This window comes from Rhizobium phaseoli, assembly GCF_010668805.1.
GTDB lineage: Bacteria > Pseudomonadota > Alphaproteobacteria > Rhizobiales > Rhizobiaceae > Rhizobium > Rhizobium phaseoli_A.
This window is the reverse complement of the sequence record NZ_WUFT01000007.1, coordinates 54,765-79,753: the sequence shown is the minus strand read 5'-3', so window position 1 is coordinate 79,753 and position 24,989 is coordinate 54,765. Positions and strand designations below refer to the sequence as shown.

The window sequence follows — 24,989 nt, the reverse complement described above, 5'->3', positions numbered from 1 at the left end:
TTTTCCGCGTCGACTGTCGTCAGGAGAAATTCACCGATGTCCGCCAAAAACATATCCTTGAACGGCAAGCTTGCCGCCACCTTCGCAGTCCTCATTCTGATCTTCATCGCTGTCTCCGCCTTCGTTTATTCCAAGGCGACGGCGTCGGCGGCAGCGTCCGCCGAGCAGGAAAAGTCCGAGCTGCTGGTCAACCAGATCGACGATGCGCTGCAGGCGATGCTCGAGCAGGCCGTCAACCTGCGCGGCTTTATCCTTTTCCGCAGCGACAGCACCTATGGCGATGTCTTCGCCAACCGCGAGCGCATGCTGAAGGCGATTGCCGCCGCCAGGCAGACGGCGGCGGCCGAGCCGCAACTGGTCGAGATGATCGACGGCATGCAGAAGGCCGCCGACCTCTATTTCCATGAACTTGCCGAGCCGCAGACCAAGGCGCGCAAGGAAACCGACATGCCGATCGAAGAGGTGATCAAGATCGGCGTCAACGCCACCAAGGGCCAGCTCGACGGCTTCCGCCAGGCCTCGGCCAAGATCAAGGCCAGCGCCCGCGAAAAATCCGATGCGCTCGCTGAAATCCGCGCCGGTGCCAACAGCGATCTGAAGACGACGCTGCTTGCCGGCGGTATCGTCGCCTCGTTCGCCGCCGCCGTGCTTGCCTGGCTGATGTCGCGCACCATCGTCCGCCCGATCGTCGGCATGACCGGAGCCATGGATCGCCTCGCCGGCGGTGACAACGACATCACGGTCCCGGCGACCGACCGCGGCGACGAAGTCGGCCGCATGGCCCAATCGGTGCTGGTCTTCAAGCAGGCGGCGATCGAGAAGCTGCGCCTTGCCGGCGAGACCGACCGCATGCGCGATGACGCCGAACGCCAGCGCCGGGCCGGCGACGAGCAGAAGGCGCGCGAGGAAGGCGAAATCCGCCATGCCATCGATGCTCTGGCGGGCGGCCTTGCCGAGCTTGCCAACGGCGATATGGCCGGTCGTCTCCAGACGCCGTTTGCGCCGCAATATGACAGCCTGCGCAATGACTTCAACCATGCCGTCGAAAAGCTGCAGGCAGCCCTGCAATCGGTCGGCCGCAACGCCTCGGCGATCAACGCCGGCGCCGGCGAAATCCGCTCGGCTGCCGACGATCTCGCCCACCGCACCGAACAGCAGGCTGCCGCCGTCGAACAGACCGCCGCAGCGCTCGAGCAGGTGACGACCACTGTCCGCGACAGCGCCAAGCGCGCCGAGGATGCCGGCAATCTCGTCGAGCGCACCCGTCTCGGCGCCGAGAAATCCGGCGAAGTCGTCCGCAAGGCGGTCTCCGCCATGCAGCAGATCGAAAAGTCCTCGGGCGAAATCTCCAACATCATCGGCGTCATCGACGACATCGCCTTCCAGACCAACCTTTTGGCTCTGAATGCCGGCGTCGAAGCCGCCCGTGCCGGCGATGCCGGCAAAGGTTTTGCCGTCGTCGCCCAGGAAGTGCGCGAACTCGCCCAGCGCTCCGCCAAGGCGGCCAAGGAGATCAAGGCGCTGATCACCACATCAGGCGAACAGGTCGTTGCCGGTGTCTCCCTCGTCGGCGAGACCGGCAAGGCGCTGGAAGCGATCGTCACCGAAGTGCAGGAGATCAACCGTAACGTCAGCGCGATCGTCACCGCCACCCGCGAACAATCGATCGGCCTGCAGGAGATCAACACCGCCGTCAACAACATGGACCAGGGCACCCAGCAGAATGCCGCAATGGTCGAGGAACAGACCGCGGCAAGCCACGCGCTCGCCCAGGAAGCAAGTGCGCTGGACGAATTGCTTCGCCAGTTCAAACTCGGCCAGACGAGGCCGGATGCCGCACCGCGCGCGGCCGTTGCAAACGCCCGCCCGGTCGCCTCACCGGCCCGCGCGCTCGCCAGCAAGGTCACCAAGGCCTTTGGCGGCAGGCAGACAAGTGCCGCGGTTGCGGTTCAGGAAGACTGGACGGAGTTCTGAGGGCGTTTTCTCACGGACGTTAAATGAAGAGGGCGGCGCAACGAATGCGCTGCCCTTTTTTGATAGACGAACCGCTATGATAAACACGAAAAATGTAACGTTATCCGCTGTTTCGACGGCGAGTTTGGCTTGGGCATCTCTTCACTCTCCGTCATCCTCGGCCTTGAGCCGAGGATCCATGCCACCCGCACTGGTGGATGCGGTGTGGATGCTCGGCTCAAGGCCGAGCATGACGGAGGGTGGGGTGGCTGCTGGAGCAAGTATCGCGATCCGCGGCCCCCTCATCCGCCTGCCGGCACCAACCGGGGCGAGCCGCAGGTCTCGCCCGTCCTTCGGACCCCCGAGGGGAGAAGAGATATGCCGCAACGTCTCGATTCCCTCTTCTCCCCTCGGGGAGAAGGTGCCCGTAGGGCGGATGAGGGGGCCGCACGGCTCGCCCTCACACAATCACCTAGCCGGCAACCCCAACCGCAACACCGCGCCCCAGCGCCTTGAACACCGTCGAAACAATCCCCGCGCGGTCGAGCCCGGCATGGGCGATCATCGCTTCGGGTTTAGCCTGTTCCATCCACATGTCGGGCATGACGAGCGAGCGGATCTTCAGCCCGTTGTCGAGCAGGCCTTCGCTTGAGAGATACTGCATCACCTGGCTGCCGAAGCCGCCGACGGAGCCTTCCTCGACGGTGATCACCATTTCGTGGTGGCGTGCAAGCTGGCGGATCAGATCATGGTCGAGCGGCTTGGCGAAGCGTGCATCGGCGACCGTCGTCGAAAGCCCGGCGGCATCGAGATCTTCGGCGGCAAGCAGACAATCGGCAAGCCGTGAGCCGAAGGAGAGCAGCGCCACCTTGGTGCCTTCCTTGACGATGCGACCCTTGCCGATCTGCAGGATTTCGCCGCGCTCCGGCATGTCGACGCCGACACCTTCGCCGCGCGGATAACGGAACGAGATCGGCCCGGCATCATAGGCGACAGCCGTGCGCACCATATGCTTGAGTTCGGCCTCGTCGGCCGCCGCCATCACCACGAAGCCGGGCAGGGTGGTGAGGAAGGCAGTGTCGAAGGAACCGGCATGGGTCGGCCCGTCGGCGCCGACGAAGCCGGCGCGGTCGATCGGAAAACGCACCGGCAGTCCCTGGATCGCTACATCGTGCACGACCTGGTCGTAGGCGCGCTGCAGGAAGGTCGAATAGAGGGCCGCGAACGGTTTGTAGCCTTCCGCAGCAAGGCCGGCGGCAAAGGTCACAGCATGCTGTTCGGCGATGCCGACATCGAAACAGCGCGACGGAAAGGCGTCGGCAAGCTTATCGAGGCCGGTACCGTTCGGCATGGCGGCGGTGATGCCGACGATCTTGTCGTCGAGCGTTGCTTCCTGCACCAGCGCTTCGGCAAAGACGCTGGTATAGCTCGGCGCATTCGGCTTGACCCTGGCCTGGGCGCCGGTGATGACGTCGAACTTGTTGACGCCATGATATTTGTCGGCTGCGGCTTCCGCCGGCGGATAGCCCTTGCCCTTCTGGGTGACGACATGGATCAGCACCGGTCCGCGGCCATTGTCGCGCACGTTGCGCAGCACCGGCAGCAGGTGGTCGAAGGAATGCCCGTCGATCGGCCCGATATGATAAAAGCCCATCTCCTCGAACATCGTGCCGCCGGTGACGTAGCCGCGCGCATGCTCGACGGCGCGGGTGATCGCCCGGTCGATATTCTTGCCGAGATAGGCCGTCAGTTTCTTGCCGAGATCACGGAAGCCCATATAGGTGCGGCCCGAGGCGAGGCGGGCGAGATAGGCGCTCATTGCGCCGGTCGGCGGCGCGATCGACATGTCGTTGTCGTTGAGGATGACGATCAGGCGAGCATCGAGCGCACCGGCATTGTTCAGCGCCTCATAAGCCATGCCGGCCGACATCGCCCCGTCGCCGATGACGGCGATGACGCGCCGGTCGGTCTTGTCGAGATCGGCGGCGATCGCCATGCCGAGGCCGGCCGAGATCGAGGTCGAGGAATGCGCCGCCCCGAAGGGATCGTATTCGCTCTCCGCCCGGCGGGTGAAGCCGGAAAGCCCGTCTTCCTGGCGCAGGGTGCGGATGCGGTCGCGCCGGCCGGTGAGGATCTTGTGCGGATAGCATTGATGGCCGACATCGAAGATCAGCCGATCGTCAGGCGTGTTGAAGACGTTGTGGATGGCGATCGTCAATTCGACGACGCCGAGACCGGCGCCGAGATGGCCACCGGTGCGCGACACCGCATCGATCATCTCGTCCCGAACTTCGCGGGCAAGCTGCGGCAGCTCGCGATCCTCGAGCTTGCGCAGGTCGGCGGGGTAAATGACCTGGTCGAGCAGGGGGGTCTTCGGCAGTTGTGTCACGGGCGGGCGCTCTTTCTTGCTTTTCCTTGTTTCGCTTTATTCGATTAGATTGCGGCAAAACAAGTGCATTTCAGGAACCGAAGGTTTTCACCTTAGAGCATGGCGGAAAAAAGTGTGAGCGGTTTCGGGAGATATCACGTTCTATTTCCGTGAGTTGCACTTGCCTGATCTTGCCGGGTTCCACCCTTTTTCCAGCCCGGCCGATCGACCAGGCGAAGGCTCGGCGAGCCGCTTGAATATGACACGGAATGGTAGCAAGGTTGCCGCGCCGACTGGGGGAACGCGTCATGGGAACGATTGTTGCAGCGCATGCCTATGTGAACAACGAGGTCGCCTATCTGGCCTGGGACATCGACGCCAAAATCGACGGCTGCCTCGGGTTCGAAGTCGTCCGCGTCTATCTCGACGAGCAGGGCAACGTGTCGAAAGGGCCGGATGGCGGGGAGGACCGCGTAACCTGCGCGGCCTGGGTCGCCTTCAAGGGACAGCGCAATCCGCATTGGCTGCCACAGACGACATCGCTCTGGCCGGTACAGAAGCTATCCTGGCGCGACCTGACGCTGCGCAAGCGGCGCAACGAAATGAAAAGGCGGCCGGACGAGGTCCGCGTGCGTTACGAAATCCGTCCGCTCGGCGACCTGAAGCCGGGCATGCAGGCCGCACCCGATCCGACGCCCGAACTCGTCGAGATCAACAAGCGGGACCAAAACGGCAAGCCGATCAAGAAAGATGACGGCACCTACGAGAAGATCGCAGTCAAGGCCTATGACGGTCCTGCGCGGCCGCTCGGTTATCTCGGGCCTGCCGTCTCCACCAACCCGGTCCATGTGACGCGCAAGCGCGGCCAGTTCGAATCCACCTTCACCAATGGCATTCTCGCAGCCCAATGGTTGCGAAACGTCCTGCTGGAAGACGGCGTGAAGCAGCCGAACGAGCTGATCGAGATGATTTCCAATCCGGCGAATGGCATTCGCAAATATCTTGCCGGCGATGTCATTCCGATGCTCAAGGAATTCATGGATGCGCCGGGACGTTTCCTGGTCGCGCTTTACGAGCTGGAGGACGAGGAACTGCTGGAGCTGCTCCTTGCCAACAAGGACAGGCTGCGCGTGATCCTCGCCAATACCGGAAAGGTCGGTGACGCCTGGGATGTGCGCAATGCGCATGCACGCCAGGCGCTGATCGATGCAGGCGTCGAAATTCACCACCGGATGTTCAACAATTCGAGCCAGATCGGCCACAATAAATTCGTCGTGCACATGCCGCCGAATGGGGCTCCGCGCAGCGTCTTCACCGGCAGCACCAACTGGACGGCCACGGGGCTTGCCGGCCAATCCAACAATGCGCTGATCGTCAGAAACGATGCGGTGGCCGCGGCCTATGTCGCTTACTGGGGGCGGATGCTGGAGGACAATGCGACGCTGGAAGCGCCCATCGAATTCGATGACGGCATGCCCGACAACGAGCAGAGCAAGGAATTCCGCCGCTCCAACGAAACGCCTTCCGTCGTACCCACAGCCAACGGGGCTTCGCTTGAAACCTGGTTCTCACCGAACATGCAAAGCCGCCGAAAAGGCAAGGCAATTCCGCCCGACCTCCGCGAGGTCTATCGCCTGATGCGCCGTGCCGAGCATGCAGTGCTGTTTCTGGCCTTCTATCCCGGTCAGTCTGGCCGGGATTGTATCGTCGGCGAGGCGATCGATATCGCCCTCAAGGATCAGAAGCTGATTGTCACCGGCGCCGTTTCCAGCCCGCAGGCCATGCCCAATTACGTCCCCGGCAAGGAGAACGATCCCGATGATCCGGATGACGATGAAGAGGGCATTTCGCCCCACACCTTCGATGAGGCCAATGTCTCGATCGTCCGGGCGTCGCGCATCGATGACCGCCAGTTGCTGGCGGATTTCGGCGCCGAGGAACTGACGGCCAAGAAGGTCGGCGCCATCATTCACGATAAGGTGCTGGTGATCGATCCTCTGTCGGACGACTGCGTCGTCGTCCTCGGCAGCCACAATCTCGGCTTCAAGGCCTCCTACGCCAATGACGAGAACATGCTGATCGTCAAAGGCGACCGGGCGCTCGCCGAAGCCTATGCCGTCCACATCCTCGATGTCTATGATCACTATCGCTTCCGCGCCGTCGAGGCGGAATTGAAGCGCCAGGGCAAGAAGGGCTGGTCGGGTTTTCTCAATGTCGACGACAGCTGGCAGGATGGCTATGTCAACCGCACCAAGGGAGCGCTGACGCGCTATTTCGCGGCGGGTTGAAATTCAGGTGGCGTGTCGCGGCTGCCGTCAGCCTTCCGGCAAAGGCACGAATTCCTCTTCGTCGCCCGGAACGATGTCGAAGCGGCCGCTGCGCCATTCCTCCTTGGCCTTTTCGATCCGCTCCTTCGAGGAGGAGACGAAATTCCACCAGATATAGCGTTTCGAATTCAGCGCCGCGCCGCCGAACAGCATCAGGTGGCAGCCGTCGCTGCCGGCTTCGAGCGTGATCGGATCGCCCGGCCTGAAGACCAGCAGCTGGTCGGCGGCGAAACGGTCGCCCGAGATGACGACTTCGCCCGAGAGCACGTAGACGGCGCGCTCTTCATGCGCCGCGCCAAAGGGAAATTTGGCACCTGGCTGCAGGCTAAGATCGACATAGAGCGTGTCCGAGAAAACCCCGACCGGCGATGTCATGCCTTCGAACGAGCCGATGACCACGCGCCCGCGCACGCCTGGAATCTCGATCAGCGGCATCTCGGACCTTTCCGTATGGGCGAAGGAGGGATCGATCTCCTCCTTGTCGTCGGGCAGCGCCAGCCAGGTCTGCAGCCCCGACATCAGCAGCGGATGGCCGCGCAGATTGTCGGGCGTGCGCTCCGAATGCACGATGCCGCGGCCTGCCGTCATCAGGTTGATATCGCCGGGACGGATGACCTTTTCGGTGCCGAGGCTGTCGCGATGGCGGATCTCGCCATCGAAGAGATAGGTGACGGTCGACAGGCCGATATGCGGATGCGGCTTCACGTCGAGTGCCTCGTCGGGCTTCAGGATCGCCGGTCCCATGCGGTCGAAGAAGATGAACGGCCCGACGAGGCGCCGCTGTCGCGTCGGCAGCGCCCGCCGCACCTGGAGCCCGCCGATATCGCTGGTGCGCGGAATGATCAAATTCTCGATCTCATCACAAGCGAAGGCATCGCCGGGCAGCGGATCTTTACCGGGAAAGAAGGACATGACGGATCTCCGATCTCTAGTACCGGCTAGACATAGCGCCTGGAGCGCCGCGCGTCCAACATCGCTATCCCTCGGCGCGTCCAACCCGTTTCCACGCCTGCTGTGCGTATTTTATCTGTTGATTTGCGTGGGCCAGAATATTCCCGTTTAAATTACGCAAATTTGGAGACGTCGACTCTTCACGAGGCGGGAATGGAATTTGTTAGCGCATCGGCAGCCTTCGCACGCGTTTTCATCATGGGAAATGGCGGGAGCGGCAAGACCTGGCTCGCCCAACGCATTGGCGAGCGGCTCGGTCATCCCGTCATTCATCTTGATGATATCCATTGGGAGCCGGGTGGCTATGGCGTCGCTCGCGACAGGACGCTGAGAGACACGATGGTCAAAACGGCGGCCGAAACGGATCGCTGGGTTATGGAAGGGGTCTATGGTGAATTGGCGAACATGGCCCTCGACCGCGTGACCGCATTGATCTGGATCGATCTTCCCGAAGAGCTGTGCATCGCCAATATCAAGGAAAGAGGTATTCAGGGCGGTGAGACCGAGACGCAGTTTGTCGGCCTTCTCAAGTGGGTGGCGGAGTACCGAATCCGAGCAAACAACTGGAATTCCTTCGATGCGCATGCGCGATTGTTTTCAGCATTCCCCGGTCCGAAGTGGTTGCCGTCGGATCGTGAAGCCGTGACGCATCTGGCCGGCAGTCTGCCTGTGGGCATCGAGCTTACTGATGAGTGAGGCAGACTTTCCGGACGGTGGGTGTCGCTGTGCCGGTTTCAGATCGCCGTAAAACCATTGTCGACGAACAGATGGGCGCCGTTGACGAAGTTCGATTCGTCGCTGGCGAGGTAGAGGGCGGCCCGCGCCACGTCTTCGGGCTCGCCGATCCGTCCCTGCTGCGCGGCGATGGCGGCATCGGAAACGTCGACGCCGAGCGCCTGCAGGTCGGCCACCTCGCGCAGGCCGTGCGGCGTGCGGATGAAGCCCGGGCAGACGGCATTGCAGCGGATATTGCGGTCGCGGAATTCCACGGCGATGGCGCGGGCAAACATATGCACGGCGCCCTTGGTGGTGTCGTAGAGCACTTCCATCGGCGTGGCGGCGACCGCCGAGATCGACGAGGTGCAGACGATCGATCCGCCGCCCGCCGCAATCATCTTCGGCAGCACCGCCTTGGTCATCAGGAACATCGAGCGCACATTGACGGCGTGCAGCCAGTCCCACTCCTGAAGCGTCGTTTCCAGGAAGGGCTTGATGACGATCGTGCCGGCGTGATTGAAAAGCACGGTCACCGCGCCGTAACGTTCTTCGACACCAGCGACGGCGGCATTGACGGCGGTTTCATCAGAGACATCGGCCGTCCAGCAGTCGGCCTCGCCGCCGGCCTCACGGATCTGCTTGACGGTCTCTGCTGCAGCCTGGCCGTTGCGGTCGATGATCGCGACGCGCGCCCCTTCCGCCGCAAACAGCTTCGAGGCGGCACCGCCCATGCCGGTCGCGCCGCCTGAGATGATGGCGACCTTGCCCTTCAATCTGTCCGTCATTTTCTGTCCCCTCATGATATTGGAAGGGGATCATAGATCGGTCGCAAGCCGATCGCCAAGCGCCAAAAGGCAGCTATAGCGACTTGTTTTCATGCACGTCGTTATCCCGGAACCGCGGCACACGTCCGGGCGATATGCATCAGGCCTCAGGCCCCGTCGAGCGGCTCGACGGCCTGAGGCTTGCCGGCGCGGTCGAGCCTGATCTTCTCGATGCGGTTCTCGGCGGCCGAAAGCAGCGTCTCGCAATGTTTCTTCAGCGCTTCGCCGCGCTCATAGATCTCGATGGATTCATCAAGCGCCACGTCGCCGCGTTCCAGCCGGGCGACGATGCTTTCGAGTTCGGCGACCGCCTTTTCGAAGGAAAGGCCTGATACCTCAGGCTTGGCGCTGTCAGTCATTCTCAACCCTTCATCATTCGCAGAATATGCATGCCCGCCGATTCGGCGAGCCCCTCCAGATCATAGCCACCTTCGAGCAGGCTGACGACCCGGTTCTTGGCGTGCCGGTCGGCGAGTTCGAGCACGCGCCCGGTCGCCCAGTCGAAATCCTCGCCGGTCAGATTGATCTGCGCCAGCGGATCGCGGTGATGGGCGTCGAAGCCGGCCGAAATGATGATGAGATCCGGCCGGAAATCGTCAAGCGCCGGCAGCACGCGCGATTTGAACGCCTCGCGAAAATGGTCGCTGCCGACATTCGGCGAAAGCGGCGCATTGACGATGGTGTTGTGCTTGCCCTTCTCGTCCTTGGCGCCGCTGCCGGGATAGAGCGGCATCTGATGCGTCGAGCAGAACAGCACCGAAGCATCGTCCCAGAAGATATCCTGGGTGCCATTGCCGTGGTGCACGTCCCAATCGACGATGGCGATACGCTCGGCGCCATGCCTCTTTTGCGCATGGCGGGCGGCGATCGCCGCATTGTTGAAGAAGCAGAAGCCCATCGCCGTCATCTTCTCGGCATGGTGCCCCGGCGGGCGGGCGGCGACGAAGACATTGTCGGCCCGGCCGGAAAAGACGTCGTCCACCGCCGCCATCGCCCCGCCGATGCCGGTCAGCGCCGCCTGCAGGCTTTTGGGACTGGCATAGGTATCGGCTTCGAGCTGGTTGATCTCGCCCTCTTCCTCGGGAATCTCCCGCATCACGGCTTTCAGATGTTCCTCCGGATGCGCCAGCAGCACCGCATCTTCGCTGGCCTGGGGCGCCTGCCGGCGCTCCAGCCGCTCGAAATTCGGATGTTCGAGCGCGACATTGATGGCGCGAATCCTGTCCGATCGCTCCGGATGGCCGGCGGGCGTCACATGTTCCAGGAAGATCGGATGTTCATAAAGACGGGTGCTCATGGAGACACTCTATCGGTCGCTTATGTCATGTTCCACAGCAGATGGGGCATCGACTGACGATTTCAACAAGCGCTCCTGCCGCGCCATCTCGCCACCGGCTGCATTATAAATTCCTGTCATCTCAGCCGTTTACTTCGAAGGCCTCCGTCGCTACTGTCAATGGCGGGGAATTTTGTAGCAGAGTTATTGATGAACCAGTCGAAACGCCCTGGTGTGGCGGAAATACACGTGCCGTTTCGCGATGTCGATATGACCGGCCAGATGTTTCTGGCCTCCTATATTTCTTACGCCGAGTCCGTCATTGCGAGCTTCTGGTCGGCACGGCCCGAGGTCGAGGATGAACCGGTCTATATCGCCAGCAAGATTACCTGCGTTCTCCACCGCCCGCTGCATTACGACGAGCCGGCAATCTTCACCGCCGCCGTCGATAAGATCGGCGTCCGCTCCATCGGCTTCATCGTCTCGATCGACACCGGCGAGGAGCGCGCCGCCGAGGTGGAGATCATCTGGCAGGCCCGCGCCCAGGAGGATCAGCAGCCGGTGTCTTTGCCGGAAGAGACGCGGGACTGGCTCTATCGTTTTCTGGATTAGAGCCTGCAACCAGGACATCTGAGGCAGTTTCATCGAAGATCAACATGCGAATTCCGTTGCATTTCCGAATTCAACGCTATTGATTATTCGAAGATGCTTTCATTCGCCGATGTTGAAAATCGATCATGGTTCAATCGACTGACGTTTCATCTCATTTGACGGATTTGATTTATGGAAGTCTCTTCGGCGAGTGCAGCTGGCAGGATTTCCTCGATTGTGTTGCGCAAACGTCGCCGGGCGGCAAGGCCGCGCTGCACTACCACGATCTGACCTCGTCCGTTGCCCATGTTCCCTTCATGTCGGGCTTCTCGCAGGCCGAGGTTGATGAGTTCAGCAGCCACTTCGCCGCAGTCAATCCTTGGATCCCGAGATTGGGTCTCGTGCCCGTCGGTCAGGGCCTGTGCGGCGACGAGATCTTTCCGCGCGAAGAGCTGATCAAATCGGAATTTTATAATGATTGGCTGAAGCGGCAGGCCGGATGCGAAACGAGTGTGGGTGTTTCCATCATTCGCGAGGAAACCCGTACCTTCATTCTGTCGACCTCGACATCTTCGGCCGACCCCGATCTTAACAGGGAGGCAGCCGAACGGTACACGATCCTCGCGCCGCATCTGAAGAGGGCGTTCGATTTCATTCGCAAACGGGATTTGTTCGCGCCGCACGAACACGCAAGCCAAACCCTGTTCGACAGCATCGGGGTCGGCTTGATCTATATTTCGGAGCAAGGGAAAGTCCGCTGCCGGAATAAGAGCGCGGAGGCCTTGGTGGAAGCCGGTCTGCCGGTGCGGATCACCGCGGATGACAAGCTCCAGCTTCATTGCCAGAAGTCGGCCGCCGTTCTCGACTTCCTGACCTCCAGGAACGGTATGCAGACAAAACCGCACACGGCAATCGTCAAGGGCAGGAACCAGGACAATTATCGCATCACCCTCGTCCGGCTTCAGTCCGATGCCTTCACCGAGTTTCTGGAGGGGCCGACCGTGGCTCTCATCGCCGAGCCGATGATGGCGACACCGCTGAGTGAACGGCGCGATTTGCTGATGCAGCTTTACAAACTGACGGCAACGGAAGTCCGGATCGCATCGAGCATCGCCTCGGGCCATTCGGCCAGGGAAGTGGCTGTAGCCGACGATATCAGCTACGAGACGGTCAGAACCCATCTGAGAAACATCTATTCCAAGCTCGGGGTCAACTCCCAGGCCGGCCTGGTGTCGCTGTTGATGCGTTGAATGGCACTGGCCAAAGCAGAGTCGCTCGACCGGCGCTACGGGTTTTTGCCCCGGAGGAGCGGTTCATTTCGCCTTAGTATTCGGAACCGCTTCCGTTGTTCAGATCGTGACGTTCCGTCCCTTTCAGGGGCGGGTTGAAGACGCTGACGAGAATGAGGTCCTTGTCCTTGCCGCCCCGCAAATAGTGACGGTCATGTTGATCGAGGACGTAGATGTCGCCGACGCGGATCGGAAAGACGTTTCCGTCCATATCCTCGACCTCGCCTTCGCCCTGGATGCAATAGCAGGCCTCCAGGTGGTTGCGGTACTGCAGCAGGGCTTGCGTGTTGGCGCGGACGACAGTGTGGCAGACCGTAAATCCCATCCCGTCATCGTTGGTCAGCAGGCGATGGCTTGTGCCATTGCCCCAATCGACGAAGCGCTCGGTCTGCTCCACTTGTTTCAGGCTTCTCACAAACATGTTCTTTCCTCTCGCGAATGACGGAGATGTTTCTGATCTCCATGATCCATTAGGCACTGGAATCCATGCTTGCTTCAAATGATCAAAATTGAGAAATATGTTAGAATAAATTACATGCCATGTTTGAATTCGACGCATCGCGAACAAGATATAGATAGGCTTTGACATTTCCAGCGGATGATGAACCCGGTCTGTCATATGAGGAATTTGAACATATGCAGCTGCCGCCCCTGAATGCCTTGAGAGCATTCGAAGCGACCGCCCGGCTCATGAGTCTGTCAAAGGCCGGAGACGAACTGCATGTGACCCATGCGGCGATCAGTCATCAGCTCAAACATCTGGAGGCGTGGCTCGGGCGCAAGCTGCTTCAAAAATCCGGGCGCGGCGTTGCGCTGACCCCGGCGGGCAGCGAATATTATCTGGCCGTCTCGGGTTCATTGGCAGCGATCGCTCACGCCACGGGCAACATGCGCAGAGACCACAATATGCGTTCGATCACCGTCGGATGCATTCCTTCGATCGCGTCGCGCTGGCTGGTTCCGGCGCTTCCGTCTTTCCGGGAGAGCGATCCCGACCTCGACGTCAGGATCGTCTATGCAAAAGCGGAAGAGCGCTTCGATGACGAAAGCCTGGATGTTCTGATTACCATGGGAGAAGACCTGTCGGGCGGGCGGGAGAGCCGCCTGCTTTTCTCCCGCCGCAACCAGCCGGTGGCGAGCGTTCATTATCTGGCCAAGCGGAATTGGGCTGTCGGCAGCGTACCCTTTGCAGCAGCCGACCTGCTGCACGACGAATCCGCCGATGGCTGGAGAGAATGGTTTCGAAAGACTGATATAAGGGCGCCCGTGCCGGTTCGGGGGCCGATATTTCAGGACTTCAACATTCTAGCGACGGCGGTGATCGCCGGGCATGGGGTGGCATTATGCCCGGTCGAAGTGTTTCGGCGAGAGATCGATCGCGGCGACCTCGTCGTGCTTTCTGATATCGCGACGGCAGAGACCCAAGGATATTACCTGATCACCAGTTCCTGGGCGAAAAAGCCGGTGCGCCGTTTCACCGAGTGGTTCATGCAGGAATGCCGATCCGCTGGTCCGCCGATCATTGAATAAGTGACGACAACAATCCGGGAATACTCTGCGCTGTAATTTGGCAACGCAGAGCGCGAGACTGTTTGAAGGGAGAGGGCTTCAGCCTGTCATGAAAGTTTCATATTGGAGCCATTGCCGCGATCGAAATAGTAATCTACTATTTTAATCAGGAAACGAGATTTCCTGAAACGAACGAAAGGAAACTGATTGGAAACACTGTTCTCGAATGGCCTGCTCATCATCTGCTTCATCCTGTTTTGTGTCGGGATCTCAGCCAATAGCCACAAGCCGGGTAGTTCTGGCGACGGCGGTGGAGATGGGGGCGACTTTTCACATGGCGGCGACTGCCACGGTGGCGCCTGTGACGGTGGTGACGGAGGAGGGGGAGATGGTGGAGGTGGAGACTAGATAAACAGAAATCGATAGAATGCCCGACCGCCTCAAGGCGGTTTTTTGTTGCCTTTTACCCAAGCCGTGAGAGACGGCAACAGACAGGAACGCCAGACGTTCCGATACTCCCCCGCAGCTTTCCCGTCGCTCCTCGGAGTTAATGCCGATGACGCAATCGATGTTGAACGCAGCCATCAACGGAAAATGGCCGCCTTCGAACCGAAGGCAGCCATTGTTACACTTGCGATAGAGTGGCCTACGCCTTACGCGCGCGCCGGCAGCAGGGGATAACCGACCATGACGGCGCGGCCGAGCAGGGCGGCGACGAAGGCCTTGATCACATCGCCGGGAACGAAGGCCATGGAGCCGACGAAGGCTTTCGGGAAGCCGAGACCGGCGACGGTGGCGAGATAGGTGATGCCGAAGGCGTAGAGCACGACGACGCCGCCGGCCATGGCGGTGAGGAAGAAGCTCACCGTCTGCACCAGGCCGGACTGCCGGTCATTGACCAGCCGCTCGCTGAGATAGCCGGTGACGAAGGCGGCAAAGATCCAGCCGATCAGGAAGCCGGCGGTCGGCGAGGCGAAGATCGCCAGGCCGCCGCGGCCGCCCGAAAGCACCGGCAGGCCGATGGCGACGAGCAGCAGCACGATCATCACGGCAATGGCGCCGCGCCGGGCGCCGAGCACGACGCCGGCCATCATGACGCCAAGCGATTGGGCGGTGATCGGTACCGGAATGAAGCCGAGCGGGATCGGCGGCAGCAGGCCGAGCGCCACGATGATCGCGGCAAAGAGGGCAGTGAGAACGAGGTCGCGGGTGCTCATCAAGAATTCCGTGGTTAAAATTGGTTAACTTCCATGCCGCCGAATGCCGCGCGCGTCAATCGCTGCGGCGATATTTTCCGCATCCTTGAGCGTCAGGATGATCAGCGGCGCAAGCAGGCTCGCCGGCCGGACCTTCAGCCCACGCGCCCTGTGCGCCTCGCGGATCGCCTGATAACGCGAGACGATCTCGGGCACGAAGCGCAGCACCAGCCCAAGCGCCAGGCCGATATCGTCGGCCTGCACCCAGCCGGTGCGCTCCAGCGGGCGGGCAAGCGCCGTCACCTCGTCGATGAACGCGGTGATCGACGTCGTCGCGGTCACGGTGGCGGCAAAAAGCATCAGCGCCGTCAGCCGCAGCAGCGGCACGAGCGCCTCGTGCCAGGGATTGAAGATCAGGTTGAAGAGCGCGACGACGGCGATCGTCAGGAAGATCGGCCGCAGCCGCCTGAGCGCATCCGCAAACGGCAGGCCGACCATGCCGTAGAGAACCGCCGTCATCAGCACGGCGATGGAAAGAGGAGCAAGATTGTCGCTGATGAACAGCACGACACTGAAGGCCGCAAGCGACAGCAGCTTTAGCCGCGGCGAAAGCCGGTGCATCATGCTGTTGCCTTCGACATAGAGCGATTGCATCAGGCGGCGATCTCCCTGTAGCGCGTGATCGCCTCGGTGGCCGGCGCATCCGCGGCAAGCCGCCCTTGATGAAACAGCAGCACCCGCTCGAAATCGGCGATCAATTCCAGATCATGGGTGATGACGATGGCGCTTTCCGGCAGCCCGGCGATGATCCCTTCGACCAGCGCCCGGTTTTTCAGGTCGAGCTGGTTTGTGGGTTCGTCGAGGATGAGAATGCCAGGCCCAGTCGCCAGCACCGAGCAGAGGGCGGCCACCTGCAGCTCGCCGCCGGAAAGCTCGTGCGCCCGGCGACCCCCGAGCGCTTGAGCGCCGAAGCGGGCAAGCACGGCTTCGACCTTCGTCTCGATCTCCGCCTTGGTGAAGCCGCGCCGCTTCAGCCCGAAGGCGATGTCGTCCCTGACGATCGGCAGGATGATCTGGTTTTGCGGCGACTGGAAGATGAAACCGACATCGGCCACAACAGTCTTCTCGTCGGCCGTATCGCGGCCGTTGACGGTGACGCGCCCGACCGTCGGCTTGCTCAGCCCGTTGATCAGCCGCGCGAAAGTGGTCTTGCCCGAACCGTTCAGCCCGATGACGCCGATGCGTTTGCCGCTGATGCCGAGCGTCAGCGGCTCCAGCGCCACGCGCGACCCGAAACTGACCCCGGCACCTTCGAAAACAATATCCAAACCAATCCCTCGCTCCCTGCGACGCTGGAAAACGTCGTCATGGGCAGATCCGCGTAGACCTGCCCCTCATCCGGCTGCCGCCACCCCACCTGGGTTGAGCCACTCGTCTCAACCCGTCCTTCGGACCCCCGTAAACGGGGCGAAGGGGTATGCCGCAACCTCTCCGCTCCCCGCCGACGTTTCGCAGGGCACGTCCCCTCTCCCCGTTTCTACGGGGAGAGGGTTAGGGTGAGGGGCAGCCACTGCGCTAACCTGACAGCAGTGCTTCTACAAAGAGCAAACCTCGCTGTCGACATCCGATAGCGATATCGGGTGGCTAGGAAGATTTTCCGCAGTATGATGTCGCCATGACGAATCTGCTTTCCAATTCCGACGCCCGCCGTGTCTTTCTTGCCAAGCAGGGCCTCAGCGCCCCACCGAACCGCGCCTTGACCAAGGAGGGCCTGTTGCAGCTCATCCGCGAGCTGGGTTTCGTTCAGGTGGACAGCATCCAGACGGTGGAGCGGGCGCATCATCAGATCCTGTTTTCCCGCAACCAGACCTATCGGCGCGAGCACCTGACTGCGCTGCTCGAAAAGGACGGCGCGCTGTTCGAGCACTGGACGCATGACGCCTCGATCCTGCCGAGCGCCTTCTTCGTCTATTGGAAACACAAGTTCCGCCATCAGGAAAAGGTCATCATCGAACGCTGGCGCAAATGGCGCGGCGAGGGTTTCGAGACGGCTTTCGAGGAGACCTATGAGCGCGTCGAGCGCGACGGCGCGATCCTCGCCCGCGACATCAAGGCCGACGGCCATGTCTCCGGCGGCTGGTGGAACTGGCATCCGAACAAGACGGCGCTCGAATATTTCTGGCACACCGGCAAGTTCGCCATCGCCGGCCGATCGAACTTCCAGAAGATCTATGATCTGACCGAACGCGTCATCCCGGCCGAATTCCGCGAGCCGGAGGTGAGCCGCGAGGAATTTGTCGACTGGGCCTGCCGCAGCGCGCTCGCCCGCCTCGGCTTCGCCACCCATGGCGAGATCTCAGCCTTCTGGAACCTCGTCTCGCCCGATGAAGCCAAAGCCTGGGTATCAGCCCATCGCGACGAGCTGATCGAAGTGCTGATCGAACCGGCGCTCGGCGCCAAGCCGCGCCCCTCCTGGGCTTTCGCCGATTTTCTGTCGACGCTCGACAATTACCCCGGGGCGCCGCCGCGCATCCGCGTGCTCAGCCCCTTCGACCCGATGATCCGCGACCGCAACCGCACCGAACGCCTGTTCGGCTTCTTCTACCGCATCGAGATTTTCGTGCCCGAGCCGAAGCGCGAATATGGCTATTACGTCTTCCCGCTGCTCGAAGGCGACCGGCTGATCGGCCGCATCGACATGAAGGCCGATCGGAAGAAATCGACGCTCGATGTGCGGCGGCTCTGGCTGGAACCGGGTGTCAAGGCTTCGGCGGGGCGGCTGGAGAGGCTGGAGGCGGAGTTGGAGCGGGTGGCCAGGTTTGCGGGAGTGGAGAAGGTTGTGTTGCTGGAGGGGTGGAGAGGGTAAGCGAAGTCGTCCGATATAATCTTGCTCAACGTGGGACCGAGGCGTTGCCACGACGCGGCTTCTCCCCAGCGGGGAGAAGATGCCGGCAGGCAGATGAGGGGGTGAGCGGCAAAGCCGCGAATGCGCTGAGCGTAAGCGAAGGGCAATAAATGTCGTGCCGTGCGGCCCCCTCATCCGACCCTTCGGGCCACCTTCTCCCCGCTGGGGAGAAGAGGGAAACCCTCAGCAGATCTGCGTCTTGCTGATCTTGATGCCGAAACCTTCGAGGCCGACATAGTGGCGTTCGCGGCTGGTCAGCAGCTTGATTGAGCTGACGCCGAGGTCCTTGAGGATCTGGGCGCCGAGGCCGATTTCCAGCCATTCGCTGTCGCGGGTCTGGGCTTCGGCATGGGCTTCGCGGCCCTGGTTGCGGGCCTTGCGGCCATTGTCGTGGTGGCCGACGCCGACCGAGCCCTCGCGCAGGTAGACGATGACGCCGCGGCCTTCCTCGGAAATCTTCTGCATGTAGAAATCGACCGGGCTGTTCTTGCCGAACAGATCCTCGGCGACGTTTTCCGGATGCAGGCGCACCGGGATGTCGACGCCGTCGCGGATATCGCCGAAGACGACGGCGAGATGCTGCATCGGGTCCCAGGGCAGGGAATAGGTATGGGCCTTGGCCTTGCCGAACGGCGTGTCGACATCGAAACTGGTGCCGAGTTCGATCAGCGTTTCCTTGCGCTGGCGATAGGCGATGAGATCGGCGACGGAGACGAGCTTCAGCCCGTGCTGCTCGGCGAAATCGACCACCTGCGGGCCGCGCGTGACGGTGCCGTCGTCATTGACGAGTTCCGAGATGACGCCGATCGGCGGCAGGCCGGCGAGCTTGCAGAGGTCGACGGCGGCTTCCGTATGGCCGGAGCGCATCAGCACGCCGCCTTCGCGCGAAACCAGCGGGAAGATGTGGCCGGGACGAACGAAATCGGCAGCGCCGACATTCGGATTGGCGAGGTTGCGCACCGTCAGCGTCCGGTCGTCGGCGGAAATGCCGGTCGTCGTGCCATGCTTGAAATCGACCGAGACGGTGAAGGCCGTCGTATGGGCCGAATCGTTTTCCGCCACCATGGCATTGAGGTTGAGGCGCCTGGCTTCCTCCTTCGGCATCGGCGCGCAGACGATGCCGGATGTGTGGCGCACGATGAAGGCCATCTTCTCCGGCGTGGTATGGACGGCGGCAACGATCAGGTCGCCCTCGTTCTCGCGGTCATTGTCGTCCATGACGACGACGATCTCGCCGGCCTCGAAGGCCCGGATAGCGTCGACGACGCGCTTCTGGTCATAAGACATGGACGAGCACTCCTATTTCAGGCGGCCGGTCTGGCCGCGGTCGCGAAGATAATGGTCGGCGATGGCGCAGGCGACCATCGCCTCGCCGATCGGCACGGCCCGGATGCCGACGCAGGGGTCGTGCCGGCCCTTGGTGCGGACGTCGACATTCTTGCCGCTGGCATCGATCGACTGGCGTTCGGTCAGGATCGACGAGGTCGGCTTGACGGCGAAACGCGCTACCACCGGCTGTCCGGTCGAGATGCCGCCAAGAATACCGCCGGCATTGTTGGAAAGGAAGATCGGCACGCCGTCATTGCCCATGCGCATCTCGTCGGCATTGTCTTCGCCTGAGGTTTCGGCGGCGGCAAAACCATTGCCGATCTCGACACCCTTGACGGCGTTGATCGACATCAGCAGTGAGGCGATATCCTGATCGAGCTTGGCATAGATCGGCGCGCCGAGGCCGGCCGGCACACCTTCGGCGATCACTTCGACGACCGCGCCGATCGACGAGCCGTTCTTGCGAATGCCGTCGAGATATTCCTCCCAGACCGGCACGATCGCCGCATCGGGGGAGAAAAACGGGTTCTGCCCGACCTGATCCCAATCCCAGTTGCGGCGGTTTATCTTGTGCTTGCCGATCTGCACCAGCGCGCCGCGCACGCTGACACCAGGCACGACGAGCCGGGCGATGCCACCGGCAGCAACACGTGCCGCGGTCTCGCGCGCCGAGGAACGGCCGCCGCCGCGATAATCGCGAATGCCGTATTTGAGGTCATAGGTATAATCGGCATGGCCAGGGCGATATTGCCGGGCGATCTCGCCGTAATCCTTGGAGCGCTGGTCGGTGTTTTCGATCAGCATCGAGATCGGCGTGCCGGTTGATGTCATCGTCTCGCCGTCGGCGTCGAGCATGACGCCGGATAGTACCTTGACCAGGTCGTCCTCGCGCCGCTGGGTGACGAAGCGGGATTGCCCGGGCTTGCGCTTGTCGAGCCAGACCTGCAGGTCCGCGAGCGTGAAGCGCAGCCCCGGAGGGCAGCCGTCGACGACGCAGCCGAGCGCCGGACCATGGCTTTCGCCCCAGGTGGTTACGCGGAAGAGGTGACCGAATGTATTGTGCGACATGTGTTCCCACGGTGGCGCGCTAAAGCCGGTCGCGCCATTGCTTGAAAAGGCGCGACACTCATAGGCCAAAAAAACCCCGAGGCAAAAGCCTTTCTTTGCGTCAAACCGGCGGTGGCGGAAATGCTGTTTCCGTCCATATCAAAGGAAGGCGCTCACGACGCCAGCCGCCATCCCGTTCCGGTCGCCTCGTTGGTGAAATCGTCGAACGAAAGCGGCCGGGAGAAGGCGTAGCCCTGCAGGATATCGCAGCCGAGATCGCGCAGCAGTTCGGCATGCGCCGCCGTTTCCACCCCTTCGGCCACCGTTTCGACGCCGAGCGAGCGGGCAATCTCGATGATCGAGCGGACCAGCGCCCGCTCCTGCGAGGCATTGACGATCGGCTGCACCAGCTGGCGGTCGATCTTCAGCCGCTTCGGCTTCAGCTTCAACAGGCTGACGATCGAGGTATGGCCGGTGCCGAAATCGTCGATCTCGATATCGATGCCGAGCGCCTTGATGCGCTCGAGATTGTGCGAAACTACATCCTCGCTCTCGTCGAGGAAGATCGATTCCACCAGTTCGAAGGAGATTTCGCCGGGGCGGATCTGCAGATCGGCAAGCGATTCCAGCAGGCTGCCGTCATGCAGCCGCCGCGCCGAGACATTGACCGAGACCTTGGGCACGGCAATACCCAGCGCCGTCCAGCGCATCTTGTCGCGCAGCGCCGTTTCCAGCACGATCCGGTCGAGCATCTGCACGACATTGATCTCATCGGCAATGCGCAGGAACTTGTCGGGCGCGAGCCAGCCCTTGGCCGGATGGTTCCAGCGCACCAGCGCCTCCACACCCGTCAGCTCCATCGTCCGGGCGCAGAATTGCGGCTGATACCAGGCGGTGAATTCGCCATTGTCGATGCCGGCGAGGATCTCGTCGGCGGTGCGCTTGGTGTTGATGATATCGGCCTGGAGATTGTGGTTGAAGAATTCGAAGCGGTTGCGGCCCATGCTCTTGGCGCGGTAGAGCGCGATATCGGCGTTGATCAGCACCTTGCGCGCATCGACATGAATGCCGTTGGCGAGCGCCACGCCGATCGACACGCCGCAGCGGCAGGAAAAACCCTGGAAATCGATCGGCTGGCGCATCTCCTCGATAATCCGGGTCGAAAGCTGCGCCATCTCCTTGTCGCCGACCTCAAGCGCAAGGATGACGAATTCGTCGCCACCGATGCGCGCGACGATGTCGCTGCCGCGGACATTTTTGGCGAGCACCTTCGAGGCATGCACCAGCATCGCATCGCCGGCGGCATGGCCGAGCGTGTCGTTGATGTCCTTGAAGCGGTCGAGGTCGATGTGCAGGATCGAGAATTTCTGCCGTTGCCGGCGGCCGTCATTGGTCAGTTCTTCCAGTGCGATGTCGAGCTTGCGGCGATTGGCGAGTGCGGTCAGCGGGTCGTGCAGCGAATTGTGCTCGATCCGGTTCTTGACAAGCTCGAGCTCGATATTCTTGGCGACCGCCTCGTCCTTGGCCGCCTTCAGCCGGATCGTCATCAGCACGTCTTCGGTGGCGTCGAAGGCGATGCCCATGATCTTCATCTCGCCGGTCCCCGTCTGGTGGACCTTGCCGACCGAGCGCACGTAGCGCACCGAGCCGTCGTCGACGATCACCCGGCAGACGAGGGTGTGCGTATCGCCGTTTTTCTTGAAGTGGCGTGCGCTTTCGAGCGCCAGAGCCCGATCCTCGGGATGGATGCGCGAAAGCCAGATCTCCTCGGTCATGAAGCCGTTGCGCGGCGCAAGCCCATAGAGTTCGTGCATCCGCTCGTTCCAGATCGAGCCGCCCCGGTGGGGCCGCGCTTCCCAAATGCCGCATTGGTAGGAATTGAGCGCCAGGTCGAGCCGGCTCGACAGCTCGGCGAGCTGCCCCTCGCGGCTGGAAAGCTCTTCAAGCGCCAGCTCCAGCTCGGCGTTCTTGACCTCGCTCGTGTCCTTGGCCTTGCGCAGCATGTCGGTGGTCACCGCATCGGCGGTCACGTCCCAGACGATGCCGATCGTCTTGCTGACGCCGCCGGCATCCGTATAAAAGGCCCCGACCGAGCGCAGGTGCCGGATGCCGCCATCGGCAAGCAGGATGCGGTACTGCGCCGTGCAGGCAGCGCCGGCGATGCTGCAGCTGAAGAAATGCACTTCGGCGGTGTCTCGGTCTTCGGGCAGGATCGCCGCCAGCCATTCGTCGAGCGCCCGGCTTCCTTCCTGCGCCGGCTTGCCGTGCAGTGCTGCGGCGCGCGCATCCCAGAGCAGGCTGCTCGTATGATCCTGCAGCTCCCAGATGCCAATATTCGAGGATTCCAGCGCCAGATTCAGCCGCTGCGACAGTTCCTTGAGTTTCGCCTCGCGCGTCTCCAGCTCGGTGATGTTGCGATTGCGCTCGCCGAGCAGGAGTGTGGCGAAGAAGATCGGGATGATGATGATGCAGCCGGCGGCAGCGACGATCAGGCGCAGCTCCGTTCGGTTTTCCGGTATCGCGTCCCAGCCGCTGTTCGGGACGACGGAGAGTTCCCACTTGCCGCCGGCAAAGCCGATCTTCTGGCGCATCGGATCCTTGTCGTCGATCTCGGACGACCCGAAAAAGGGCGCGGTTGTCGTGGCCCTCGCCGGCGAGCCGATATCCCGGATGGCGATCGAAAGATGGTTGAGATGCGGAAAGCGTTCCCGGTTCTCGCGGTCGCGCGCCGGCATCAGCCCGGTCGCCTCGTAGAACATCTGCTGGTCGATGACGAGTTCGACCGCCCCCCAGAGCCGCCGTTGGCCGTTTTCCTTGACAAAAACCGGGAAGAATATGGCAAAGCCGTCCCGGCCGTCGGTGCTGACAGGGCCATAGAAGCGCGCCGACTGATCGCCGGCCGCCGGCGTCATTGCCTGGCGTGAAAACAGCGTTGCGCGCACGTCGCGGCCGATCTCCCCATTGCCGGGTAGCCTAGGATAGAGGTTGTCGATGATGAAATCCGGTGCGACCGCAATGTGAATGAAGGACGGATTCTGGATCAGCAGCCAGTTGATCTGTCGCTCCATCTCCTCTCCGTTTGCGGCGCTGACGGAGATCAGATTGGTAAGGTCGCGGACCATGCTGAGGTCCATATTGATCTCAGCCATCACCCGGGCGCGGATGAGGTTTGCCTCGCTTTCGGTGCGGATATGAAGTTCGCGCGCATAAGATTGAGTATTGGCGCGGTCGAGGCCGAAGCCGACCATGATGACGACAAGTGCGACAAGCGATGAAACCAGGAACGAGACGCGGGTATTCCTCAACACGCGCCGCAACTGCTTGTTGTCGCTCAGCCTGGATAGCAAAATGAAACCCCCATCGTCCGGGCAACTGTAGGGGGCGGGGGTTAATTTACGATTGCTCGCAGGCGATGCCAAAAATCATGGGAAGGGAAAACCGCGGTTAACGCGGCATCTTGATTATATTTAAAATCCTATTCATCAATTAGGCGGGAAAAGCCATTCTTACGGGCAATTTTCGCCATATTCAGGAGGCTATCTGTGGCCAGTCATGTTCTCGTGCAGTGTTTGAAAAGGATTGTCGCCATGCGTTTCGTCGTCGCCACGCTTTTGGCAACAGCAAGTTTCCTGTCGCCGATGAGCGGTTTTGCCGAGAGCGCCGATGTCGAGGCGACGATCAAGAAGGTCGACACCGCCAATCTCGTGCTGACGCTCGATGACGGCAAAACCTATCAGGCGCCCGAGGAATTCAATTTCGATGGCCTGGAAGCCGGCGTGAAGGTGATCGTCTTCTACACCGAGGTCGACGGCAAGCGGGTTATCAACGATCTCGATATCGTCAAGTAGGCGGGCCAATGGAGCACGCCTCAATCATAGTGCGCGCGGTTGGGATGAAGAGGCTGGCGTTTGGGTTGCCAGCAGCAACGATATCGAAGGGCTGGCGATCGAGGCAGGCACCTTCAAAGCCCTCGAGCCTAAGGTCGTCGCAGCGATAACCGACCTTTTTGAGCTGAACGGTTTTACCTCGACCCTGCCGGAAATCCCCGTCCACATCATGGCCGAACGGCTCGTTCTTATTCGCAATCCAATTTACTGAGCGCAGGGCCGGCTACAGCCAGACGATCGTCCGCTCGGCGGTGTCGATCTTGGCGATCCGGTCCTGAGGGATTGCGCCTTCGGCAGCGCTGCTCTTCGGCAGGTCGGAAATCATCTGGAACAGCGTGCGGATGACGCCGCCATGGGTGACGCAGACGGTCGGGCGATCGACGGATTGCAGCCATGAGCCGGTCCGCCAGGAGAGGATCTCGTAGCTCTCCGCGTCATTGCCGGGCGGGATGAAATCCCATTTCGAGGCGTTGCGTTCGGCCACCCGCTCGCGCTGCGTCGCCTTCAGCTCCTTGAGCGTCGAGCCCTCCCAGTCGCCGAAGGAAATCTCCACCAGCCGCGGATCGGTGCGATAGGCTAGCGGCGACAGGCCCATGGCGGTGCGCATGATTTCCATCGTCGCGCGGGTGCGGCCGAGCGGGCTTGCGACGAAATCGAATTCATCGACGGTGTCGCCGACAATCCCGGCAAGCGCGATGCCGTTCTGCCGGGCCTGTTCCAGGCCCGTGGCATTCATCGGAACGTCCTTCTGACCCTGCAGGCGACGCTCGGCATTCCAGGCAGTCTGGCCGTGTCTGATCACGTAGATAAGCACGGGTCT

General features: G+C 61.7%; 22 protein-coding genes and 1 pseudogene. 9 read left to right on the top strand and 14 right to left on the bottom strand.

Annotation, left to right across the window (positions count from 1 at the left end):
- The first annotated feature begins 36 nt into the window (after positions 1-36).
- Positions 37-1,974: a methyl-accepting chemotaxis protein gene (locus tag GR197_RS12500; protein ID WP_164009836.1), complete on the top strand. Its 1,938-nt coding sequence runs from the start codon at positions 37-39 to the stop codon at positions 1,972-1,974.
- Positions 1,975-2,425: 451 nt separating this feature from the next.
- Here the strand turns inward: GR197_RS12500 and dxs are convergent, their stop codons facing one another.
- Entirely contained in the window at positions 2,426-4,342 is a 1,917-nt protein-coding gene (gene dxs, locus GR197_RS12495; protein WP_164009834.1) for a 1-deoxy-D-xylulose-5-phosphate synthase, read from the bottom strand.
- Between the two features lie 287 nt (positions 4,343-4,629).
- Between dxs and GR197_RS12490 the strand changes: the two genes are divergently transcribed.
- Positions 4,630-6,609, top strand: coding sequence for a phospholipase D-like domain-containing protein (locus tag GR197_RS12490; protein WP_164009832.1), 1,980 nt, complete (start codon positions 4,630-4,632; stop codon positions 6,607-6,609).
- Positions 6,610-6,636: 27 nt separating this feature from the next.
- Here GR197_RS12490 and GR197_RS12485 read toward each other — a convergent pair whose 3' ends face one another.
- On the bottom strand, positions 6,637-7,560 hold the full coding sequence (locus GR197_RS12485; protein ID WP_164009830.1) for a pirin family protein: 924 nt from the start codon (positions 7,558-7,560) through the stop codon (positions 6,637-6,639).
- Between the two features lie 192 nt (positions 7,561-7,752).
- Here GR197_RS12485 and GR197_RS12480 point away from each other — a divergent pair, with 192 nt between their 5' ends.
- Positions 7,753-8,295 carry an AAA family ATPase gene (locus tag GR197_RS12480; RefSeq protein WP_164010238.1) on the top strand — a complete coding sequence of 181 codons (543 nt, stop codon included), beginning with the start codon at positions 7,753-7,755 and terminating at the stop codon, positions 8,293-8,295.
- A 38-nt stretch (positions 8,296-8,333) separates the two neighbouring features.
- On the opposite strand, the gene GR197_RS12475 is transcribed toward GR197_RS12480, so the two are convergent.
- From GR197_RS12475 to GR197_RS12465, 3 genes are all read right to left on the bottom strand, one after another.
- Positions 8,334-9,101: an SDR family NAD(P)-dependent oxidoreductase gene (locus tag GR197_RS12475; protein WP_164009828.1), complete on the bottom strand. Its 768-nt coding sequence runs from the start codon at positions 9,099-9,101 to the stop codon at positions 8,334-8,336.
- A 146-nt stretch (positions 9,102-9,247) separates the two neighbouring features.
- Positions 9,248-9,499, bottom strand: coding sequence for an exodeoxyribonuclease VII small subunit (locus GR197_RS12470; protein WP_047613900.1), 252 nt, complete (start codon positions 9,497-9,499; stop codon positions 9,248-9,250).
- Between the two features lie 2 nt (positions 9,500-9,501).
- The gene (locus GR197_RS12465) at positions 9,502-10,437 is read right to left on the bottom strand and encodes a histone deacetylase family protein (RefSeq protein ID WP_164009826.1); all 936 of its coding nucleotides are present in this window, start codon (positions 10,435-10,437) and stop codon (positions 9,502-9,504) included.
- A 189-nt stretch (positions 10,438-10,626) separates the two neighbouring features.
- On the opposite strand from GR197_RS12465, the gene GR197_RS12460 reads away from it, so the two are divergent.
- Positions 10,627-11,028: an acyl-CoA thioesterase gene (locus GR197_RS12460; RefSeq protein WP_164009824.1), complete on the top strand. Its 402-nt coding sequence runs from the start codon at positions 10,627-10,629 to the stop codon at positions 11,026-11,028.
- 125 nt (positions 11,029-11,153) lie between these two features.
- The gene (locus tag GR197_RS12455; RefSeq protein WP_164009822.1) at positions 11,154-12,257 is read left to right on the top strand and encodes a LuxR C-terminal-related transcriptional regulator; all 1,104 of its coding nucleotides are present in this window, start codon (positions 11,154-11,156) and stop codon (positions 12,255-12,257) included.
- 73 nt (positions 12,258-12,330) lie between these two features.
- On the opposite strand, the gene GR197_RS12450 is transcribed toward GR197_RS12455, so the two are convergent.
- On the bottom strand, positions 12,331-12,717 hold the full coding sequence (locus GR197_RS12450) for an ectoine synthase (RefSeq protein ID WP_164009820.1): 387 nt from the start codon (positions 12,715-12,717) through the stop codon (positions 12,331-12,333).
- A gap of 215 nt (positions 12,718-12,932) precedes the next feature.
- On the opposite strand from GR197_RS12450, the gene GR197_RS12445 reads away from it, so the two are divergent.
- Positions 12,933-13,826, top strand: a complete 894-nt coding sequence (locus GR197_RS12445; protein ID WP_164009818.1) for a LysR substrate-binding domain-containing protein — start codon at positions 12,933-12,935, stop codon at positions 13,824-13,826.
- Positions 13,827-14,135: 309 nt separating this feature from the next.
- On the opposite strand, the gene GR197_RS12440 is transcribed toward GR197_RS12445, so the two are convergent.
- The 4 genes from GR197_RS12440 to GR197_RS12425 form a co-directional block, all read right to left on the bottom strand.
- The gene (locus GR197_RS12440) at positions 14,136-14,390 is read right to left on the bottom strand and encodes a hypothetical protein (protein WP_164009816.1); all 255 of its coding nucleotides are present in this window, start codon (positions 14,388-14,390) and stop codon (positions 14,136-14,138) included.
- Positions 14,391-14,458: 68 nt separating this feature from the next.
- The gene (locus GR197_RS12435) at positions 14,459-15,022 is read right to left on the bottom strand and encodes a biotin transporter BioY (RefSeq protein ID WP_164009814.1); all 564 of its coding nucleotides are present in this window, start codon (positions 15,020-15,022) and stop codon (positions 14,459-14,461) included.
- 24 nt (positions 15,023-15,046) lie between these two features.
- On the bottom strand, positions 15,047-15,655 hold the full coding sequence (locus tag GR197_RS12430) for an energy-coupling factor transporter transmembrane component T family protein (RefSeq protein WP_164009812.1): 609 nt from the start codon (positions 15,653-15,655) through the stop codon (positions 15,047-15,049).
- Positions 15,655-16,329 carry an energy-coupling factor ABC transporter ATP-binding protein gene (locus tag GR197_RS12425; RefSeq protein ID WP_164009810.1) on the bottom strand — a complete coding sequence of 225 codons (675 nt, stop codon included), beginning with the start codon at positions 16,327-16,329 and terminating at the stop codon, positions 15,655-15,657. The genes GR197_RS12430 and GR197_RS12425 overlap by 1 nt, the downstream gene beginning before the upstream one ends.
- Before the next feature lie 347 nt (positions 16,330-16,676).
- On the opposite strand from GR197_RS12425, the gene GR197_RS12420 reads away from it, so the two are divergent.
- Positions 16,677-17,867: a winged helix-turn-helix domain-containing protein gene (locus tag GR197_RS12420; protein WP_164009808.1), complete on the top strand. Its 1,191-nt coding sequence runs from the start codon at positions 16,677-16,679 to the stop codon at positions 17,865-17,867.
- A gap of 222 nt (positions 17,868-18,089) precedes the next feature.
- On the opposite strand, the gene ribB is transcribed toward GR197_RS12420, so the two are convergent.
- The 3 genes from ribB to GR197_RS12405 all read right to left on the bottom strand — a co-directional run bounded on the left by ribB (position 18,090) and on the right by GR197_RS12405 (position 23,629).
- The gene (ribB, locus tag GR197_RS12415) at positions 18,090-19,193 is read right to left on the bottom strand and encodes a 3,4-dihydroxy-2-butanone-4-phosphate synthase (RefSeq protein WP_164009806.1); all 1,104 of its coding nucleotides are present in this window, start codon (positions 19,191-19,193) and stop codon (positions 18,090-18,092) included.
- Positions 19,194-19,205: 12 nt separating this feature from the next.
- A complete protein-coding gene (aroC, locus tag GR197_RS12410; RefSeq protein WP_164009804.1) occupies positions 19,206-20,303 on the bottom strand; it encodes a chorismate synthase in 1,098 nt (365 codons plus the stop codon).
- 152 nt (positions 20,304-20,455) lie between these two features.
- Positions 20,456-23,629, bottom strand: a complete 3,174-nt coding sequence (locus tag GR197_RS12405; RefSeq protein WP_164009802.1) for a bifunctional diguanylate cyclase/phosphodiesterase — start codon at positions 23,627-23,629, stop codon at positions 20,456-20,458.
- A gap of 240 nt (positions 23,630-23,869) precedes the next feature.
- On the opposite strand from GR197_RS12405, the gene GR197_RS12400 reads away from it, so the two are divergent.
- Complete coding sequence (locus GR197_RS12400) at positions 23,870-24,130, top strand: DUF1344 domain-containing protein (RefSeq protein WP_003569889.1); 261 nt, start codon at positions 23,870-23,872, stop codon at positions 24,128-24,130.
- Positions 24,131-24,138: 8 nt separating this feature from the next.
- Positions 24,139-24,380: pseudogene (locus GR197_RS12395) on the top strand (DUF1902 domain-containing protein).
- A 12-nt stretch (positions 24,381-24,392) separates the two neighbouring features.
- Here the strand turns inward: GR197_RS12395 and GR197_RS12390 are convergent.
- Complete coding sequence (locus tag GR197_RS12390; protein ID WP_164009800.1) at positions 24,393-24,983, bottom strand: histidine phosphatase family protein; 591 nt, start codon at positions 24,981-24,983, stop codon at positions 24,393-24,395.
- Positions 24,984-24,989 lie beyond the last annotated feature (6 nt).

Bases quoted from the DNA above. Each gene is read 5' to 3' on its own strand.
- GR197_RS12500 (WP_164009836.1), top strand. From the start codon at position 37: ATGTCCGCCAAAAACATATCCTTGAACGGCAAGCTTGCCGCCACCTTC.
- GR197_RS12490 (WP_164009832.1), top strand. From the start codon at position 4,630: ATGGGAACGATTGTTGCAGCGCATGCCTATGTGAACAACGAGGTCGCC.
- GR197_RS12485 (WP_164009830.1), bottom strand. From the start codon at position 7,560: ATGTCCTTCTTTCCCGGTAAAGATCCGCTGCCCGGCGATGCCTTCGCT.
- GR197_RS12480 (WP_164010238.1), top strand. From the start codon at position 7,753: ATGGAATTTGTTAGCGCATCGGCAGCCTTCGCACGCGTTTTCATCATG.
- GR197_RS12475 (WP_164009828.1), bottom strand. From the start codon at position 9,101: ATGACGGACAGATTGAAGGGCAAGGTCGCCATCATCTCAGGCGGCGCG.
- GR197_RS12470 (WP_047613900.1), bottom strand. From the start codon at position 9,499: ATGACTGACAGCGCCAAGCCTGAGGTATCAGGCCTTTCCTTCGAAAAG.
- GR197_RS12465 (WP_164009826.1), bottom strand. From the start codon at position 10,437: ATGAGCACCCGTCTTTATGAACATCCGATCTTCCTGGAACATGTGACG.
- GR197_RS12460 (WP_164009824.1), top strand. From the start codon at position 10,627: ATGAACCAGTCGAAACGCCCTGGTGTGGCGGAAATACACGTGCCGTTT.
- GR197_RS12455 (WP_164009822.1), top strand. From the start codon at position 11,154: ATGGTTCAATCGACTGACGTTTCATCTCATTTGACGGATTTGATTTAT.
- GR197_RS12450 (WP_164009820.1), bottom strand. From the start codon at position 12,717: ATGTTTGTGAGAAGCCTGAAACAAGTGGAGCAGACCGAGCGCTTCGTC.
- GR197_RS12445 (WP_164009818.1), top strand. From the start codon at position 12,933: ATGCAGCTGCCGCCCCTGAATGCCTTGAGAGCATTCGAAGCGACCGCC.
- GR197_RS12440 (WP_164009816.1), bottom strand. From the start codon at position 14,390: ATGGCTGCGTTCAACATCGATTGCGTCATCGGCATTAACTCCGAGGAG.
- GR197_RS12435 (WP_164009814.1), bottom strand. From the start codon at position 15,022: ATGAGCACCCGCGACCTCGTTCTCACTGCCCTCTTTGCCGCGATCATC.
- GR197_RS12430 (WP_164009812.1), bottom strand. From the start codon at position 15,655: ATGCAATCGCTCTATGTCGAAGGCAACAGCATGATGCACCGGCTTTCG.
- GR197_RS12420 (WP_164009808.1), top strand. From the start codon at position 16,677: ATGACGAATCTGCTTTCCAATTCCGACGCCCGCCGTGTCTTTCTTGCC.
- ribB (WP_164009806.1), bottom strand. From the start codon at position 19,193: ATGTCTTATGACCAGAAGCGCGTCGTCGACGCTATCCGGGCCTTCGAG.
- aroC (WP_164009804.1), bottom strand. From the start codon at position 20,303: ATGTCGCACAATACATTCGGTCACCTCTTCCGCGTAACCACCTGGGGC.
- GR197_RS12400 (WP_003569889.1), top strand. From the start codon at position 23,870: ATGCGTTTCGTCGTCGCCACGCTTTTGGCAACAGCAAGTTTCCTGTCG.